Here is a 16,825-nt window from a genome sequence, read left to right on the forward strand (position 1 = left end):
GAAAATGGTATAATAAATATAAATAATATTGGTTTAAGTGAAAGAGGTAAAAGTATGAAACACAATAAAGATAATGATACCCAGATGAGTCATGAGAGTATGGACCACTCACAAATGTCACATCACAATCATATGCATATGGATCACTCACATATGAGCCACGAGCATGGTGAAATGGATCATAGTATGCATGGCCATGGCCATGGTATGGGACATATGGGAAATATGAAGCAAAAGCTTTGGCTATCACTATTACTAGCAATTCCTGTTATTTTAATGTCACCTATGATGGATTTGCCTTTGTTCTTTCAGTTTGAGTTTCCAGGTTCTCAATGGTTAGTGGCTATTTTGTCAACAGTACTTTACTTTTATGGAGGATCACCATTTTTACTAGGTGCTAAAGATGAAATAAAATCTAAATCACCAGCTATGATGACTTTAATTGCTATGGGAATTAGTGTTGCTTATTTTTATAGCTTGTATTCAGTTTTTGCTAATCAGTTTTTCCATCAACACACAATGAACTTTTTCTTTGAATTGGCAACGCTAATCGTCATCATGATTGCTGGTCATTGGATTGAAATGAATGCGACGATGCAAGCTAATAATGCACTTGATAATTTATCAAAATTATTACCTGAAAAAGCACAATTGGTAGATGAACACGGTCATGCTCATGATGTGTTATTATCTGAAGTTAAAGAAAATCAAACATTAATGATTAAAGCTGGAGAAACCATTCCAGCTGATGGGGTTATCACAAAAGGAACGACTCAAGTTAATGAATTTTTAGTGACAGGTGAATCTAAAGCTGTTGCTAAAGAAGCTGGTGAAACGGTAATTGGGGGTTCAACTAATGAAGATGGGACAATTTTTGTTCAAGTTACTGGTGTTGGAAACAGCGGTTACCTTTCAAAAATCAAACAATTAGTCATGGATGCTCAACAAAATAAATCGAAAGTTGAAACGCTAGCAGATAAAGTTGCTGGATGGCTATTTTATGCAGCAATTTTAGTTGGTTTAGTGGCTTTTGTTTCTTGGTTATTCTTTGGTACAGTATCAAACGCTGTCCTAGTTTTAGTTACCGTTTTAGTGATTGCTTGTCCACATGCTTTGGGATTGGCAATTCCTCTTGTGACCGCTCGATTTACTTCGCTTTCAGCCGTTAATGGTTTATTAATCAAAAACCGTGACGTGATTGAATTAACTTCACAAATTGATTATATTGCACTAGATAAAACTGGAACTTTGACAGATGGTAAGTTTGAAGTGGCTCATTTTGAAAGTTTATCTGATGATATAACCAAAGAATCAGCACTAGCAATTGCTAGTGCTTTAGAATCACAATCCAGTCATCCTGTTGCCAAAAGTATTGTTAAATTTGCAACTGATCAACAAATTCATTTTGATGCACCTGAAGAAGTGAGTGCTATTAAAGGTGTCGGTCTGTCAGGAATCGTTTCAGGCAAAACGTATCAGATTGTTTCAAAATCTTACCTAGATCAACATAACTTATCAGTTGATGCAGGTAGTTACCAAAATTTAGCCGCTCAAGGTTTGACGGTTTCTTACTTGATTGCCGACCATGAAGTGTTAGCGGTTGTGGCTACAGGTGACAAAATTAAACCAGAAGCTAAATCATTTATTGAAAAACTTAAAGCTCAAAATATTACACCCGTTATGCTAACAGGTGATAATGCGTTAACTGCTCAAAAAGTGGCTGACCAATTGGGCATTACAGAAGTACAGGCACAATTGTTGCCTCAAGATAAATTAGACTATATTCACCAACTACACCACAAAGGCCACCGTGTCATGATGATTGGTGATGGGATTAACGACGCCCCAACGCTAGCTGCATCAGACATAGGTGTTGCCATTGGTTCAGGAACTGACGTTGCTATTGATGCAGCAGATGTCGTATTAACTAGTCAATCACTGGATAAAGTTTTAGCCTTGTTTGAATTAACGAAGTTAACCAAGCGTAAAATGATGGAAAATCTATGGTGGGGAGCAGGTTATAATATTTTAGCTCTACCACTGGCTGCAGGTATTTTAGCACCTATTGGTTTTATGCTTAATCCAGCTGTAGGAGCTATTTTAATGTCATTGTCTACTATCATTGTTGCGATTAACGCTATGACTTTAAAATTTAAAGCTTAAAAAACAAAAAGAACAAAAGCTTACTTAGGCTTCTGTTCTTTTTTTGTAGGATAAGTTATTATCTTGGTTTTCATCATTATAATAAGATAAAAAGGGAAACTGAATGGAAAAGGTTGTCCCTTTGCCAGGGGTTGAACTAACGGTTAGTTCATGACCTAATTTTTGAGCCATTTTTTGAGCGAGATAAAGACCTAGTCCTGTTGATTTTTTGTCTTGCTTACGGCCGTTTTCACCAGTGAAACCTTTATCAAAAATTCGTGAAATATCTTGTTTTGGAATCCCAACACCAGTATCTGTAATCTGCAAGATAGTGACTTTGTGGTCTTGAATAATTTTAGCTTTGATAGAACCATTATCAGGTGTGTATTTCAAAGCGTTTGAAAATAATTGAGTCAAAATGTAAGCTAGCCATTTTTGATCAGTCAAAATAGGAGTGTCTTCGCCCTCAATCTCAAATTGAATATGCTTTTCTAAAAAAGTGGTCATGTTTTCTAAAGCCACTTGGTTCACAATTTTTTTGAGGCGATAACGTTGAATGAGGTAATCTTGTGTAAAATTATCCAATCGAGAGTAATAAAGAACTTGGTCAACTAGATGACTGATCTGACTGATTTCGGTTTTGATTTGACGATTTTTGTTGCTGTTTATTTGGGTTTGAATATTCTCTTGTAACAACTGGAGTGCAGCTAGCGGAATTTTGATTTCATGAACCCATGAGTCAACATATTCGGTTTGATCATTTTGGCGATTGATTAATTTTAAGTTTTCTTCTTTACCATAATCAACCAAAGTATTATATGCCTTTTGATAAATTAACTCACTTTGTGTTTTACCAGTGTTGAGTGTTTGATTATAGCTTTTATGAGGGTATTGCGTTCGAAAATGAAGTTCCTTTAAAAAAGAACGTTTTTTCAGGTAAGAACTGACAATAAAGCTGACTAAAATCAAAAGGCAAATAACATCTAAGTAAAGCAAATTAAACCAGTGGATACTTTGAGTGGGGTCAAGCCAAAGAACAAAGTTAATGATGGCAATCAGTGTGATAAATAACCCTAAAAAAGGTAACTGGTCCCTTAAAAATTTAAGAAAGATCATAACTTACTCCTAACTATTCAATCAAATAACCTTGGCCGACTTTAGTTTTGATAAAGTCTTTTGCACCAGCAACCTCAATTTTTTTGCGAAGACGATTAATATTGACGGTTAGAGTATTGTCATCAACAAAACGTTCATCTTCCCACAAGCTTCGTAATAGATGGTCTCTTGAAATGATTTGGCCGCTTTGATTCATTAAAACTTGTAGTAGTTTATATTCATTTTTTGATAAATCAATTGCTTGGTCATTCACTTTAACGGTTGAATTTGATAAATTTAAAGTAACATTATGCAATGAAATAATATCTTGATGATCATCTTTATAATTGTAAGTACGACGAAGTAACGCATTGATTTTAGCGACTAAAACATCTGTTGAAAAGGGCTTAGAAACGTAATCATCAGCCCCCATATTCATCGCCATGACCATATCCATATTGGTATTTCGTGAGGAAATAAAAATAATTGGAATTTTAGAGTGTAATCGAATTCGTTGATTCCAGTAGAAGCCATCGTATACAGGAAGATTAATATCCATCAAAATCAAATGAGGTTGTGTTTTTAAAAAGAGGTTTTCAACATCATTAAAATTATCAACTATAATCGGGTCCATTTGCCACTTTTCAATGGCTTCAGCAATCAGCGTGTTTACCGTGCGGTCATCTTCAACAATCATTATTTTATACATAAGTTATTCACCTTGTCATTTAATTTAGTTACTATTAAGGATAACAAATTATGACGTTTTTGGGGTCAAAAAATCAAAGGGAGTTTGGTATGAGTTATATAGAATTTAATCAAGTTTCAAAACTATATGGATATGGTGTTAATCAGGTTCAAGCACTTGATAATTTAAGCTTTAAGTTGGAAAAAGGTGAATTTCTAGGTATTATGGGGCCCTCAGGTTCGGGCAAGAGCACAGTCTTGAATTTATTAGCCCAAATCGATTATTTGTCATTTGGTAAAATCACCATGGATGGCACTGACTTGAGAGATTTTTCTGATGGGCAGCGTGCTAAAAATCGGCAAAAAAAGATGGGTATTATTTTTCAAGACCCTAACTTATTAAGCTCGTTAACAGTTAAAGAAAATATTGAGTTATCTTTGTTAGCTTTACGTGTTAACCGAAAAGATGTTGAAGAAAAAGTTTTTGATATTGCAAATCGGTTAAATATTGAATCTTTACTCGATCAAAATGTTTTTGACTTATCACCTGGACAACAGCAAAAAGTTAGTGCAGCTAGAGCTATCATCAAAGAACCAGAGTTGATTTTAGCTGATGAACCAACCGGCAGTTTGGATTCCAAGTCAGCGACTTACTTGCTCCAATTTTTGACACAATTGAATCGTGAGCATCATAGTCTAGTAATGGTCACTCACGACCCCTTTGCGGCGAGTTATTGTGACCGAATTATTTTTGTAAAAGATGGCCGACTATTTGCTCAAATTAATCGTGTTGATAGTCGGCAAGCCTTCTTTGAATCAATTGTTGAAATGCAGGCGACAGTTGGTGGGGGTGAAGGTTATGATTTTTAAACTGGCACTAAAAGACCTCAAAAGTAACATAGGATATTTTACAGTTTATGCGATAGCAGTGGCACTAGCAGTAGCCGTTTATTTTTTCTTTTCTAACCTATCTTACAACCCCAATTATCAGTTTGCCGATTCTCAGACAATTCCTGGTTTTTATATAATGAGTATCAGCTTGATTGCGATGATAACTAAGATTTCAGAATTGGTCTGTATTGTCCTATTCTTAATTATTACCTCAATCTTATTTTTTAAAATTTCTAAGAATAATTTAGCAAAATTGTTAATTGCCGGATTTAATAAACGTCAAATTGTTCGCTTCTTTGCATTGCAGCAGTCTATTATTCATTTTAGTGCATTAATACTGGGGATTATCATTGGCATTATCAGTACGCCACTTTTGAATTTGGTATTAATTCGCTTATTAGGATGGCATAGCACGTGGAGCATGGTACTTAGGGCACCTTTACAAGAAACATTTTTAACGTTTATAGTCGTTTTTGGAATGCAATTTTTGATTTTAAACCTGATAACAAGACTGATAAAGACTCCAACTTACTTTGATAACTACGCTAATCCTAAAAAGTCTGAGATTAAAAGACGAAAACTAAGAAGAAATCCCAATGTTTTAGTTTCATTTATACAATTATTTCTTTTGATTGGGATTATGGGGTCTTTATTTCATTTAGCGAGATTACCAATTATTTACGCTTTTTTGAGTCTTTTATTTCTAATCGTGTTTTTTAGATGTTGGATTTTTAGAGTATTAGAGAAGAAAAAACGAAAAAGACGGGCAAATGATTTGAAAGTTGTTGTCTATAGTCAATTAAAACGGAGTTTGTCTGATAGTAGTTGGACAGCGATTGCCATTGGAATTATCAATATGTTGGCCATAATTGGATTATTTATTTTTGCGTATGGTGATAATGGTTTAGCTCAAAGTAATGTGAGAATAACTCCTTCTGAATTTGTAACAACTAGTTTTTCACAAAAAAAAGTTGAACAAGCAATGCAGGATAATGGGCTAGATATTCAATATCAGCAGGTGGCACCAATTAAATTACTTTATTATACTAATCTTTCAAGTGCCATGTTTGGTATGATCTCACAGTCTGATTATAATCAGGCTATCCAGAAGGGCTTTTTGAATAGAGAATACCCAGTAACTAATCGGCCTAATACGACTAATGAACAACTCGGTGTTAAGGAATTGGGATTAATTTCAGGTCAGTTTAGTACAATACCGTATTCATTTTTAAATAATCAAATTGATTTAACTTTAAAAAACGGGCAAAAGAAAACATTTGCTCAAACTAATCAGCTACCGTTTTTATTTGAAAAACCAAACCCATTTCCTCAAGGAACATTACCTTCACAAAATATAGTGGTTTCTGATTCTGATTTTAATCAAATCCAAGCAGATTTGACTTATCAAATCATATCGTATGATATTAAACCGCAACAAATCGAAAATTATAGACAGATGTTAACTAGTTTAGTTTCATATAATATTTCTCCTCCAGAGATTATAGCAGATGCAAATACAAGTAAGTTAGCGTTAAAAAATGAAACTAATAGTATAAATGAAAATAATTATAGCTACTACAGTACCCATGATTCATATTATTTTTCTTCGTACAGCTCTTATTACAAAAATCAAGTTTCTTCATCTTATGCGTTATCAAACATACAATTCATTTTAATTATTTTTAGTGGCCTGCTAATTATTGCGACACAAGTTATTTTGCTATTAAAGCTGAATACTGATTTCAGGCAAAATATAGCTGATTATCAATCGTTGGTTAAACTGGGTAATTTGAAGTCAGATATCAAAAGATTGGTATTTAAATATACAGCGTATTACTTTTTGATGCCAACACTATTTGTTATGGCATATATGATTCTTCTCTTAATTCCCTTTATAGTTTATTTGAATTTTACGAGTTATCCTGCTTTTTTTGCTTTATGCGGACTTGTGATAGGGTTTACAATAGTATCATATTATGCAATTTATCAAAATTATTGGTATTTAGTTAAACAAAAAATTTAGTTATAAAGGAGTCAAATTATGAAATTAACAGTACTAGGTATTTATGGTGGCTATCCTTATGCAGGTTCAGCTAGCTCATCTTATTTATTACAATCAGAAGACGGATTCAACTTATTACTTGATGCAGGAAGTGGCTCACTTTTGGCATTAGAAAAGTATCTAAATCCATTCGAATTAGATGCAGTACTACTTTCGCACTATCATCATGATCATGCGAGTGATATAGGGGTATTGCAATATTACTATCAATTACACCCAGGTGAAAAAAGACAATCAGTATTACCAATTTATGGTCATAATCAAGATTTTATTAGCTTTGCAAATCTAAGCATGGATGGTATTACAAAGGGGTATCCGTATTTTGATTATCAACCGCTTGATTTAGGACCATTTGAAATCAGTTTTTTAAGAACACAACACCCAGTCCCAGCTTATGCTATGAGGATTACCGAAAAAGCAACAGGTAAAGTCTTTGTGTTTACCGCTGATACTGCTTACTTTGAAGATTTAGTTGACTTTAGTCGTGATGCGGACCTACTGTTGACAGACACCAATTTTGCTAAAGATAAAACTGGACGCAAATGGCACATGACTTCTGAAGAGTCAGCTCAGTTAGCTCAAAAATCAGGAGCTAAGTTGTTATTGTTGAGCCACTTGCCTCAAACTATTAGCCATCAACAACTTTTAACCGAAGCAAAAGAAATATTGTCACAAACTAAACTTGCTGAAGTAGGGTTGACTCAAAAAGTTTAAGAAAAAAACAAATAAACGAAACAATGAAAATTAAATTAAAATTAATAAAAACTTATGAACTTGCTAGAATTATTTAATGACCTTAATGGCGAGGTTTATAAGCTGAAGTCTAATTAAATATAATTTATTTTTAAAAATTAAGTAGTATTGTGCAAAATTAAGTTGTATACTACGAATTGTTAAAGAGATTATCTAAATTAAATTTCAAAGGAGCGTGGTCAAAATGGTCAACCTATATACATCACCTAGTTGTACATCATGTCGTAAAGCCAAATCTTGGTTGGAAGAAAACGGTATTTCATATGTTGAAAGAAATATTTTTGCAAATCCATTATCAAGAGAAGAAATCAAAAAGATTTTGAGTATGACTGAAGAAGGCACAAAAAAGCTAATTTCAAAGCGCTCAAAGCTTTTTCAAAACCTTGATGTAGAACTTGATGATTTGTCTTTAGATAAGTTAGTCAACCTTTTAGTACAAGAACCAGGACTATTGATTCGTCCTATCATTACAGATGAAAAACGCTTACAAATTGGATTTAATGAAGATGAAATCAGACGCTTTTTGCCTCGTAAAGTTAGACAACAAGAGTTAAGAGAAGTCGAAAAGATGGAAGGCTTTTAAATCATTTGCAGCAAGTTAAGAATCAGATAGTTTTGTCTGGTTCTTTTTTTATAAATCAGTTAAAATATAGACAGTCCTTAATCGGTGAAATTAGTTACGTAAAAAGAACTTCAGAATTACAAGAGGTGGAATTAATATGGAAATGCAACGTATTAACGACAACACAATTCGAGTGATTCTTGGTAGTGAAGATTTAGAAGAACGCGGGATTACCATGTTGGATCTTCTAGGAAATCAGGGACGTATTGAACAGTTCTTTAGAACTATTCTAGAAGAAGTAGATGAAAATCATACCTTTGCTCAAAACGATGCGGTTACGTTTCAAATTATGCCAAGTAGTGATGGGTTAGAGTTATTAATTAGTCGAACTAATATGAAAAAATCTGCTGTTTCTTCTGAGCAATCGGTGCAAGAGTCACAGAATAATGCAGAACAATTACAAGAGTTATTACAATCATTAGATGATGGGTCAATTTCTCATGTTGATGCAAATGAAGATAAAAAAGATACGAGTGGTTACTACCGTATTTATGAATTTAGTAGCATTGAAGATGCAATTGAACTAGCTAAAGAGCTGCCTCATCTTAGTGGCGTGGATACAAAGCTCTATGCAGATTCAATGAGTCAGACTTATCTGTTATCATTTAGATTTGATCCTCACCAATCCTATGACTTATCAATTGATGATTTTTGGATTATGGTTAATGAATTTGGTGATTTAATTCAAGGAGAAACAGGTTTATTGCTATCAAACGCTAAGTGTGTGTTAACAGACAATGCTATAGAGAGCTTAAAAACTTATTTCAATTAAAAAAAGACACTTTACGTAACTAATTACGGGGGTGTCTTTTTTGTATGCAGCATTAGTTAATAAGAAACTTATTTATGCAGTAAACTATCAACCACAAAAAGCTAATAAATTAGAATGTCCAAAGTGTTTGGGAATGGTACGGTTTATTAAATCAAAAGGTAAAAAACCATATTTTAAGCATTTTTCAAAAGTTTCAAAAAATGATGAAACATATGAGCACCGACAACTTAAACAGCAGATTTATCATATTTTAAATAAAATTTATCCAGAAGTTTTCCTTGAGAAGACGATTTCATCTGATAAAGTGAGGCCTGATATTTTGATAAAACAAAAAACACAAAAATTAGCAATAGAAATTCAGTGTTCACCGCTAGGTGAACAGATACATGAGTATCGGCATAACTATTATCGCCAATTTAGTATTAAAGATATTTGGCTAGTCGGAGAAAAGCTTCATTTGCATCAGAGATTAGCAAAAAAACATATCCGATTTTTAAGATACCAAAAAAATTTAGGATTTCATTTATTCGAACTTCATCTTAATAGTCAAAAAATTAAATTGAAGTACCATATCATGAGGCAAGATTTGTCAACAAAAGTTAATTATCATATGCAAGTGTTTGGTTTAAATAGTTCAGGAATAAACCAATTAATTAAGTTTGTTAAACAAGATCGACGGATAAAAAGATACCAAGAGTTGCCAATAAAATGGCACAAAAATCAAAAAGAACTTGAAACTATTAAACACCTGGCTTATGCTAACGGATACAACTTTAAAAAATTATTAGCTGAGTGTTATACAAGTTATCGACAGCCTTATTTTTTGTCTAGTGAAACTACTGAAAAAATCAAAGCTAAAATTGGTATATCCAATGATATTGTTGTTTATTTACCGATTACATTAAGACATCTTGATAGTAAACGTATTGAAGAGAAGAAAAATTGGCAATTTCATGAATTATTTAATTGAGAGACCGATGATCAAAAGCACGTGCAACTTTGTTTTTTTGAGGAATAGTGCTAGTTAGGTTAAATGTTTCTTTTAAAAATTCCATCGTTTCTTTTGCATCTTTTAGCCGATCTGTTTCGATTTCTAACTCATAGTCGCGTGTCTCATCTAAGTAATCAGTTTGATCGAGTGTTAGTTCAATATTTTTAGGCCCATTCAAAAGGTAACGATGAGTATGTGCTTGCGTCAATTGATAAAATGATTCGTCTTTAAAATGATTTTCAAGATATTCTCCGACTTTACCGGGGAAAGTAACGGTGTTTTTTGACAGCATTTTTTGAATTTTGGTTAAAGGTAATGGATCAGTTATTTCACGTAATGAATGTGTGGTATTATTTGGAAGAGGGACTTTGAGTGTTTGTTCGCCTGTGTTTTTGAATTGTCGAATTCTTAAACCACAATTAGCATTTTTTAAGCAAGCCTCTTTTGAATCAAAATAATAATTGGTTTGTCTGATGGTTTTTTTTAGTGTATAGGCTGATAGTAATTGATTAAATTGTTTTTGTGTGAGCATTAGTTTTAATTCTGTTTCGATTGTTTCTGACATATTGCTTACCTCGCTTTAATTTTAATTGTTACCTACATTCTAAAATAAAAAGTCCCATTGGAGGAAGAATAAATTATGATAAAAAACTGGAAAAAATTTTTATGGCCGTATCAACAGGCTGTAAATGAATTAAAAGTTAAATTTAGAGGCCTACGCGTCAGTTATTTAGACCAGACAAATCACTCGCCAATTGAGTTTGTGACAGGTCGTGTAAAACCCGTTGAAAGTATAGAAGAAAAGCTAACAAGACGATATGTTTCTGAAGAACTAATTGAGCAGGATTTACAAGATATTGCAGGCATCAGGATTATGTGTCCATTTATTGAGGATGTCTATCAAGTTATCGATGTAATTCATAGTCGTACAGATATGACGGTAGTAGAAGAACGAGATTATATTGAAAATGATAAGCCAAGTGGATATCGCTCATATCATATGGTGATTGAATATCCTGTTTATCAATATAATGAAGAAAAAAAAGTGGTCTTGGCTGAAATTCAATTAAGAACTTTATCAATGAATTTTTGGGCTACTTTAGAACATAGTCTTAATTATAAATATCCTGCTGATTATGCACCAGAAATCAAGGACAGATTGAAAGAAGTAGCGCAAAAAGCGTATGAACTTGATGTTGAAATGTCTGCTATTAGAGAAGAAATTGAGACTTCACATAAAAGACAAGAATTAACTAAAAACTTAAAACAATGAGATTGGAGGCTTTTTATTGAAAGTCGCAATTGTAAGTAACTCAAAAGAAGTGTCTGTTAATGTTGTAGATGAGCTGAAATCTGAGTTGACTGAAAATAATGTTCAACTTGATCAAATAAATCCCGATTTGGTGATTACTGTCGGGGGAGATGGTACATTGATTGGCGGGTTTCATCAATATGCCCAAATGGTCGATCATATTCGCTTCATTGGTGTTCATACAGGACATTTAGGCTTTTATACCGATTGGCGTAACTATGAAATCAAAGAATTGGTTAAAGCAATAGTAGAACAAGAGCCAACATCAGTTAGCTATCCGTTACTTGAAGTTCATATTGAAGAAGAAAATGCTTGTACAAGACATTATTTATCTTTAAACGAATCAACTATTAAGCGTGTTTCTCAAACATTGAAAACAGATATCTACATCAAAAATGAATTTTTTGAACGTTTTAGGGGAGACGGTGTTTGCATTTCAACTCCTACAGGGTCAACAGCTTATAGCAAGTCTTTGGGTGGAGCTGTTATTCATCCAAGGCTGAAAACACTACAGCTGACAGAGATTGCCTCAATTAATAATAGATTGTTTAGAACACTCTCTTCACCAATAATTATTGCACCAGACGAATGGATTACATTGTTACCAGAGCATGTTGATGATTATGTTGTTACAATAGATTCAACAGAAATTAAGCACCATTCTGTTCGTAAAATCAACTACAAGATATCTGATAAGCAAATTCATTTTGCAAAATATCGTCATACACATTTTTGGTCAAGGGTAGAAGATTCATTTTTAGGACAAAAGAAGAAAAATGATACGTTATTATAAATTTATTGTTCAAGAAGAAAGTACGACAGTTGGAAAATACCTGAGAAAACAAGGGATTTCAAAACGTGCGTTGATTAATTGCCGTCATAATGGTGGTTTTATTTTAGTCAATCAAAAGAGAAGAATGACATCTTATGCAGTTAAAGCAGGAGATGTCATTCATTTTGTTCCAGGAATAGAACCTGAGAATAAAAAAGTTAAGGCAGTTGATAAATCACTAAATATTTTATACGAAGATGATTTGTTTTTGATTATTAATAAACCTGCCGGTTTACTTTCAACGCCTTCTAAATCTGATTTAACAGATTCAGTGGTTAATCGGTTACTAAGCTATTTTCAAGCGCAATCAATTACAACTAAGCCACATGTTATTACAAGGTTAGATAAAAACACGAGTGGTTGTTTATTAGTGGCAAAAGATGCGATAGGTCATGCTTTTATCCAACAAAGCAAGCTTGATAAATATTATTTAGCCTTGATTCAAACTGATAGCCAATTACAACAGATTCCCGCTGTTATCGATTGTCCAATTGCAAGAGTTCCAGGGGATGCAATCAAAAGAGAAGTATCAACGCAAGGAAAAAAATCGCAAACGGAGTATCAGTTAGTTCAAAAAGGACTGAACTATAGTTTAGTTCGATTAAAATTGAGAACAGGTCGTACCCATCAAATACGAGTACATTTAGCGAGTTTAGGATACCCTTTACTAGGAGATCAATTGTATGGTGGGCAAACAAGCGATTTAAATCGTCAAGCCCTACATGCCAGTCAGATAAGCTTTGACCATCCGTTAACTCAGCAAAAAGTTAAGGTTCGGGCACGACTACCACAAGACTTAGTATTAATTTGTCAAAATGAACAAATAAAAACACCGTAGAAATTTTCTACGGTGTTTTTATTTAGTTTTGAACGATGCCATGATTTAAAATAACATAATCAACATCTTTTAGACTAGAAAGTTCATTACCACCAGCGTAGGAAACGGCTGATTGTAAATCTTGTTGTATTTCTTTGAGGGTGCGTTTGATGTCGCCGCGGTAGTCGATAAGCATTTGTTTACCTTCAACATTTTCATATTTACCTTTTTGCGTATCTGAAGCAGAACCCCAATATTGTTTGTATAATTTACCATCAATTTTAATCACTTGACCAGGAGATTGTTCGTGTCCAGCAAATAAAGAACCGACCATAATCATTGTAGCTCCAAATTTAATTGACTTGGCTAAATCACCATTGTGACGAATACCACCATCTGCGATGATAGGTTTGGTTGCAACTTCAGCACACCACTTGATGGCGGATAGTTGCCAGTAAGCTGTTCCAAATCCAGTTTTTAGTTTAGTGATACAAGCTTTACCAGGACCCACCCCTACTTTAGTAGCGTCAGCACCAGCAGCTTCTAAATCGCGGACACCTTCAGGTGTTGCAACATTACCTGCAATAACGAAGCTTTTAGCTAGCTTTTCTTTGATGTATTTAATCATCTTAACAACAGAGTCAGAATGTCCGTGTGCAATGTCAATTGTAATATATTCAGGAGTTAGATTGTGGTTAGCCAATTGATCAACTAATTTATATTCAGATTCCTTAATCCCCAGACTAATCGAAGCAAATAGGTTTTTTTCTTGCATTTTTCGAACAAAATCCAATCGTGTTTCAGGATCAAAACGGTGCATAACATAGAAATAATCGCGTTCAGCTAAAAAAACAGCTAATTCTTCATCAATAACACTTTGCATATTTGCAGGTACAACCGGTAATTTAAATGTACGGTTACCTAATTTAACAGTCGTGTCAACCTCTGAACGACTGTTTACAACGCATTTTTTAGGTAAAAGTTGGATATCATCATAATCGAATGGATACAAAATAATTCCTCCAAAATTTTTAATTTTTGTTTAACTAAAATTTAAATGTTCGCTACTTAAACAATATAAGCAAATAAAATTCAAAAGTCAATGTATTAAAATATTAAAAAACGAATAAAAAGATAACAATATCATTTATTATCTGTTAATAATTTGACTATTTGAGAACTTATTGCTAAACTTATTTACGGTTTAAAAAGTTAAATGAGGTGGCCAAATGTCAGGAATAGTTTTAATTGGAAGTCAATGGGGTGACGAGGGAAAAGGTAAAATTACCGATTTCCTAAGTAAACAAGCCGATATGGTTGTGCGTTACCAAGGTGGAAATAATGCAGGACATACAATTGTTTTTGAGGATAAAACCTACAAGTTACATTTGATTCCTTCAGGTATTTTAGGAAAAGATCAACTAGCAGTTATCGGGAACGGCGTTGTCGTAAACCCTAAAGCGTTGCTTAAAGAAATGCATTATTTGAATGAAAATGCAATCACGACTGATAATTTGAGAATTTCTAATCGTGCCCACGTTATTTTGCCATATCATATCTTACTAGATGAATATCAAGAAGATAAAAGACAAGACCAAAAAATCGGAACAACACGTAATGGTATTGGTCCTGCTTATATGGATAAAGCGAGTCGTGTTGGAATTAGAATGGCTGATTTATTAGATAAAGATGTTTTTTACGAAAAACTTAAATTAAATCTAGCAGAAAAAAACGAACTATTTGAAAAGCTATACCAGAAATCTGGACTTAATTTTGATGAAATTTTTGAAGCTTATTATGACTATGGTCAGCAATTAAAAGATTATGTTGTCGATACGTCTGTATTAATTACAGAAGCCTTACATGAAAATAAAAAAGTATTATTTGAAGGGGCACAAGGTGTGATGCTTGATGTTGATCATGGGACGTATCCTTATGTGACTTCTTCAAACCCAACAGCTGGTGGTGCTATTGTTGGTTCAGGTGTATCATCACAAGAAATTGACAATGTTGTAGCTGTTACAAAAGCTTACTCAACTCGTGTTGGAGAAGGTCCTTTCCCAACAGAAATTGAAGGCGAAATTGGTGACCAGATTCGTGAAATTGGTCGTGAATACGGTACTGTTACAAAACGTCCACGTCGTATTGGTTGGGCAGATACAGTTGCATTAAGACATGCTGTTCGTGTGTCAGGATTGAAGCAATTAAGTGTAAACTTATTAGATGTTTTATCTGGTTTCGACACACTAAAAATTGCAACAGGTTACCGTTTAAATGGGGAAGAAATCGATTACTACCCAGCAAGTTTAGTTGAGCTTTCAAAAGTTGAACCAATTTATGAAATATTGCCAGGTTGGTATGAAGATATTACAAAAGTTGAGCGTTTTGAAGATCTACCAGAAAACGCTAAGAACTATGTGAAAAGGTTGTGTGAACTAACAGGACTTGACTTATTCACAGTTTCTGTTGGACCTGATCGTGATCAAACAATGGTACTAAAAGATATCTGGGAGGATTAATTGATATGTTAGAACGTTACGCGCGTCAAGAAATGATGGACATTTGGTCATTAAAAGCACGTTATCAAGCTTGGCTTGAAGTTGAAGTAGCTGCCACTAATGCTTGGGTAACTGTTGGTGAAGTACCGGCAGAAGATGCTAAAAAAATTGCAGAAAATGCTGATTTTTCAGTAGAACGTATTGCAGAAATCGAAGCAGTTACACGCCACGATATTGTAGCTTTCACTCGTAATGTTTCAGAATATTTAGGACCAGAGAAAAAATGGGTACATTTTGGCTTAACAAGCACAGATGTTGTGGACACAGCCAATGGGGTAATACTAAAAAAGGTAAATAAAATTTTGCTAGATGACTTAGATCGTTTTATCGAAATTCTAAGAAAACAAGCACTAAAATATAAAGACACTGTTATGATGGGAAGAACCCATGGTGTGCATGCTGAGCCAACGACGTTTGGGTTAAAGATTGCACGCTGGTATTCAGAAATGAAACGTCAACGTGCTCGTTTTGTTCGAGTAGCTGAAGAAGTAGCTGTAGGTAAAATTAGTGGTGCTGTTGGAACTTATGCCAATGTGCCACCACAAGTTGAAGAATCCATGATGAAAGAAATTGGTTTAAAACCAATGGATATTGCAAGTCAAGTGTTACCACGTGATTTATATGCTGACTATATGTCAACACTTGCTTTAATTGCGACAAGTCTTGAAACTTTTGCAACTGAAGTACGTAGTTTACAACGCTCAGAAATTCATGAAGTAGAAGAATTTTTCAATGAAGGACAAAAAGGCTCTTCAGCAATGCCACACAAACGTAATCCAATTGGATCAGAAAACATCAGTGGATTAGCTCGTGTAATCCGTGGATATGTTCAACCAGCACTGGAAGATATGCCATTGTGGCATGAACGTGATATTTCACATTCATCTGTAGAACGTATTATCTTACCTGATGCGACGACGTTACTTGATTATATGTTGAATCGTTTTTTAAATATTGTTGAAAACTTAACTATCTTCCCTGAAACAATGAAAGAAAATATGGCAAAAACATATGGTTTGATCTACAGTCAACGTTTGTTACTGAAATTAGTTGAAAAAGGTTTATCACGTGAAGAAGCTTACGACTTAGTTCAACCACTTACAGCAATATCATGGGATGAAAAGAAACAGTTTAGACCTTTAGTTGAAGCAACTGAAGATATTACAAAACACTTAACTACAAAAGATTTAGATGATGCATTTGACTATAATTATCACTTGCGTCATGTTGATGATATTTTCAAAAAAGTAGGGTTATCTTAGTTACTAACTTTTAGTGCTTAGCTATTGCA

Annotated in this window: 16 protein-coding genes; 12 read left to right on the top strand and 4 right to left on the bottom strand. The window is 33.8% G+C overall.

Annotated elements, in window-relative coordinates:
• The first annotated feature begins 54 nt into the window (after positions 1–54).
• Positions 55–2,163 (top strand): copper-translocating P-type ATPase, encoded by a 2,109-nt coding sequence (locus FC86_RS02015; RefSeq protein WP_056974359.1) that lies wholly within the window; start codon positions 55–57, stop codon positions 2,161–2,163.
• 24 nt (positions 2,164–2,187) lie between these two features.
• On the opposite strand, the gene FC86_RS02020 is transcribed toward FC86_RS02015, so the two are convergent.
• Positions 2,188–3,258 (bottom strand): sensor histidine kinase, encoded by a 1,071-nt coding sequence (locus tag FC86_RS02020; RefSeq protein WP_056974360.1) that lies wholly within the window; start codon positions 3,256–3,258, stop codon positions 2,188–2,190.
• 13 nt (positions 3,259–3,271) lie between these two features.
• A complete protein-coding gene (locus FC86_RS02025; RefSeq protein WP_056974361.1) occupies positions 3,272–3,946 on the bottom strand; it encodes a response regulator transcription factor in 675 nt (224 codons plus the stop codon).
• An 89-nt stretch (positions 3,947–4,035) separates the two neighbouring features.
• On the opposite strand from FC86_RS02025, the gene FC86_RS02030 reads away from it, so the two are divergent.
• The 6 genes from FC86_RS02030 (at position 4,036) to FC86_RS02055 (ending at position 9,994) form a co-directional block, all read left to right on the top strand.
• On the top strand, positions 4,036–4,794 hold the full coding sequence (locus FC86_RS02030; RefSeq protein WP_056974409.1) for an ABC transporter ATP-binding protein: 759 nt from the start codon (positions 4,036–4,038) through the stop codon (positions 4,792–4,794).
• On the top strand, positions 4,784–6,838 hold the full coding sequence (locus FC86_RS02035) for a hypothetical protein (protein ID WP_056974362.1): 2,055 nt from the start codon (positions 4,784–4,786) through the stop codon (positions 6,836–6,838). The genes FC86_RS02030 and FC86_RS02035 overlap by 11 nt, the downstream gene beginning before the upstream one ends.
• Before the next feature lie 18 nt (positions 6,839–6,856).
• Positions 6,857–7,591 (top strand): MBL fold metallo-hydrolase, encoded by a 735-nt coding sequence (locus tag FC86_RS02040; RefSeq protein ID WP_056974363.1) that lies wholly within the window; start codon positions 6,857–6,859, stop codon positions 7,589–7,591.
• Between the two features lie 223 nt (positions 7,592–7,814).
• On the top strand, positions 7,815–8,213 hold the full coding sequence (gene spxA, locus FC86_RS02045; RefSeq protein ID WP_056974364.1) for a transcriptional regulator SpxA: 399 nt from the start codon (positions 7,815–7,817) through the stop codon (positions 8,211–8,213).
• Positions 8,214–8,349: 136 nt separating this feature from the next.
• Complete coding sequence (locus FC86_RS02050) at positions 8,350–9,024, top strand: adaptor protein MecA (RefSeq protein ID WP_056974365.1); 675 nt, start codon at positions 8,350–8,352, stop codon at positions 9,022–9,024.
• 40 nt (positions 9,025–9,064) lie between these two features.
• The gene (locus FC86_RS02055) at positions 9,065–9,994 is read left to right on the top strand and encodes a competence protein CoiA (protein ID WP_056974366.1); all 930 of its coding nucleotides are present in this window, start codon (positions 9,065–9,067) and stop codon (positions 9,992–9,994) included.
• On the opposite strand, the gene FC86_RS02060 is transcribed toward FC86_RS02055, so the two are convergent.
• A complete protein-coding gene (locus FC86_RS02060; RefSeq protein WP_056974367.1) occupies positions 9,987–10,580 on the bottom strand; it encodes a CYTH domain-containing protein in 594 nt (197 codons plus the stop codon). The two genes, FC86_RS02055 and FC86_RS02060, sit on opposite strands and share 8 nt — an antisense overlap.
• A gap of 75 nt (positions 10,581–10,655) precedes the next feature.
• Here FC86_RS02060 and FC86_RS02065 point away from each other — a divergent pair, with 75 nt between their 5' ends.
• The 3 genes from FC86_RS02065 to FC86_RS02075 are packed head-to-tail and all read left to right on the top strand — an operon-like array spanning position 10,656 to position 12,997.
• Positions 10,656–11,288 (top strand): GTP pyrophosphokinase, encoded by a 633-nt coding sequence (locus FC86_RS02065; protein WP_056974368.1) that lies wholly within the window; start codon positions 10,656–10,658, stop codon positions 11,286–11,288.
• A 16-nt stretch (positions 11,289–11,304) separates the two neighbouring features.
• Entirely contained in the window at positions 11,305–12,120 is an 816-nt protein-coding gene (locus tag FC86_RS02070) for an NAD kinase (protein WP_056974369.1), read from the top strand.
• A complete protein-coding gene (locus tag FC86_RS02075; RefSeq protein ID WP_056974370.1) occupies positions 12,104–12,997 on the top strand; it encodes an RluA family pseudouridine synthase in 894 nt (297 codons plus the stop codon). The genes FC86_RS02070 and FC86_RS02075 overlap by 17 nt, the downstream gene beginning before the upstream one ends.
• Positions 12,998–13,019: 22 nt before the next feature.
• On the opposite strand, the gene FC86_RS02080 is transcribed toward FC86_RS02075, so the two are convergent.
• Positions 13,020–13,988, bottom strand: a complete 969-nt coding sequence (locus FC86_RS02080; RefSeq protein WP_056974371.1) for a GMP reductase — start codon at positions 13,986–13,988, stop codon at positions 13,020–13,022.
• A 217-nt stretch (positions 13,989–14,205) separates the two neighbouring features.
• Between FC86_RS02080 and FC86_RS02085 the strand changes: the two genes are divergently transcribed.
• Positions 14,206–15,495, top strand: a complete 1,290-nt coding sequence (locus FC86_RS02085; protein ID WP_056974372.1) for an adenylosuccinate synthase — start codon at positions 14,206–14,208, stop codon at positions 15,493–15,495.
• Positions 15,496–15,500: 5 nt separating this feature from the next.
• Positions 15,501–16,796, top strand: a complete 1,296-nt coding sequence (gene purB, locus FC86_RS02090; protein ID WP_056974373.1) for an adenylosuccinate lyase — start codon at positions 15,501–15,503, stop codon at positions 16,794–16,796.
• Positions 16,797–16,825 lie beyond the last annotated feature (29 nt).

The organism is Holzapfeliella floricola DSM 23037 = JCM 16512 (assembly GCF_001436605.1).
Taxonomy (GTDB): domain Bacteria; phylum Bacillota; class Bacilli; order Lactobacillales; family Lactobacillaceae; genus Holzapfeliella; species Holzapfeliella floricola.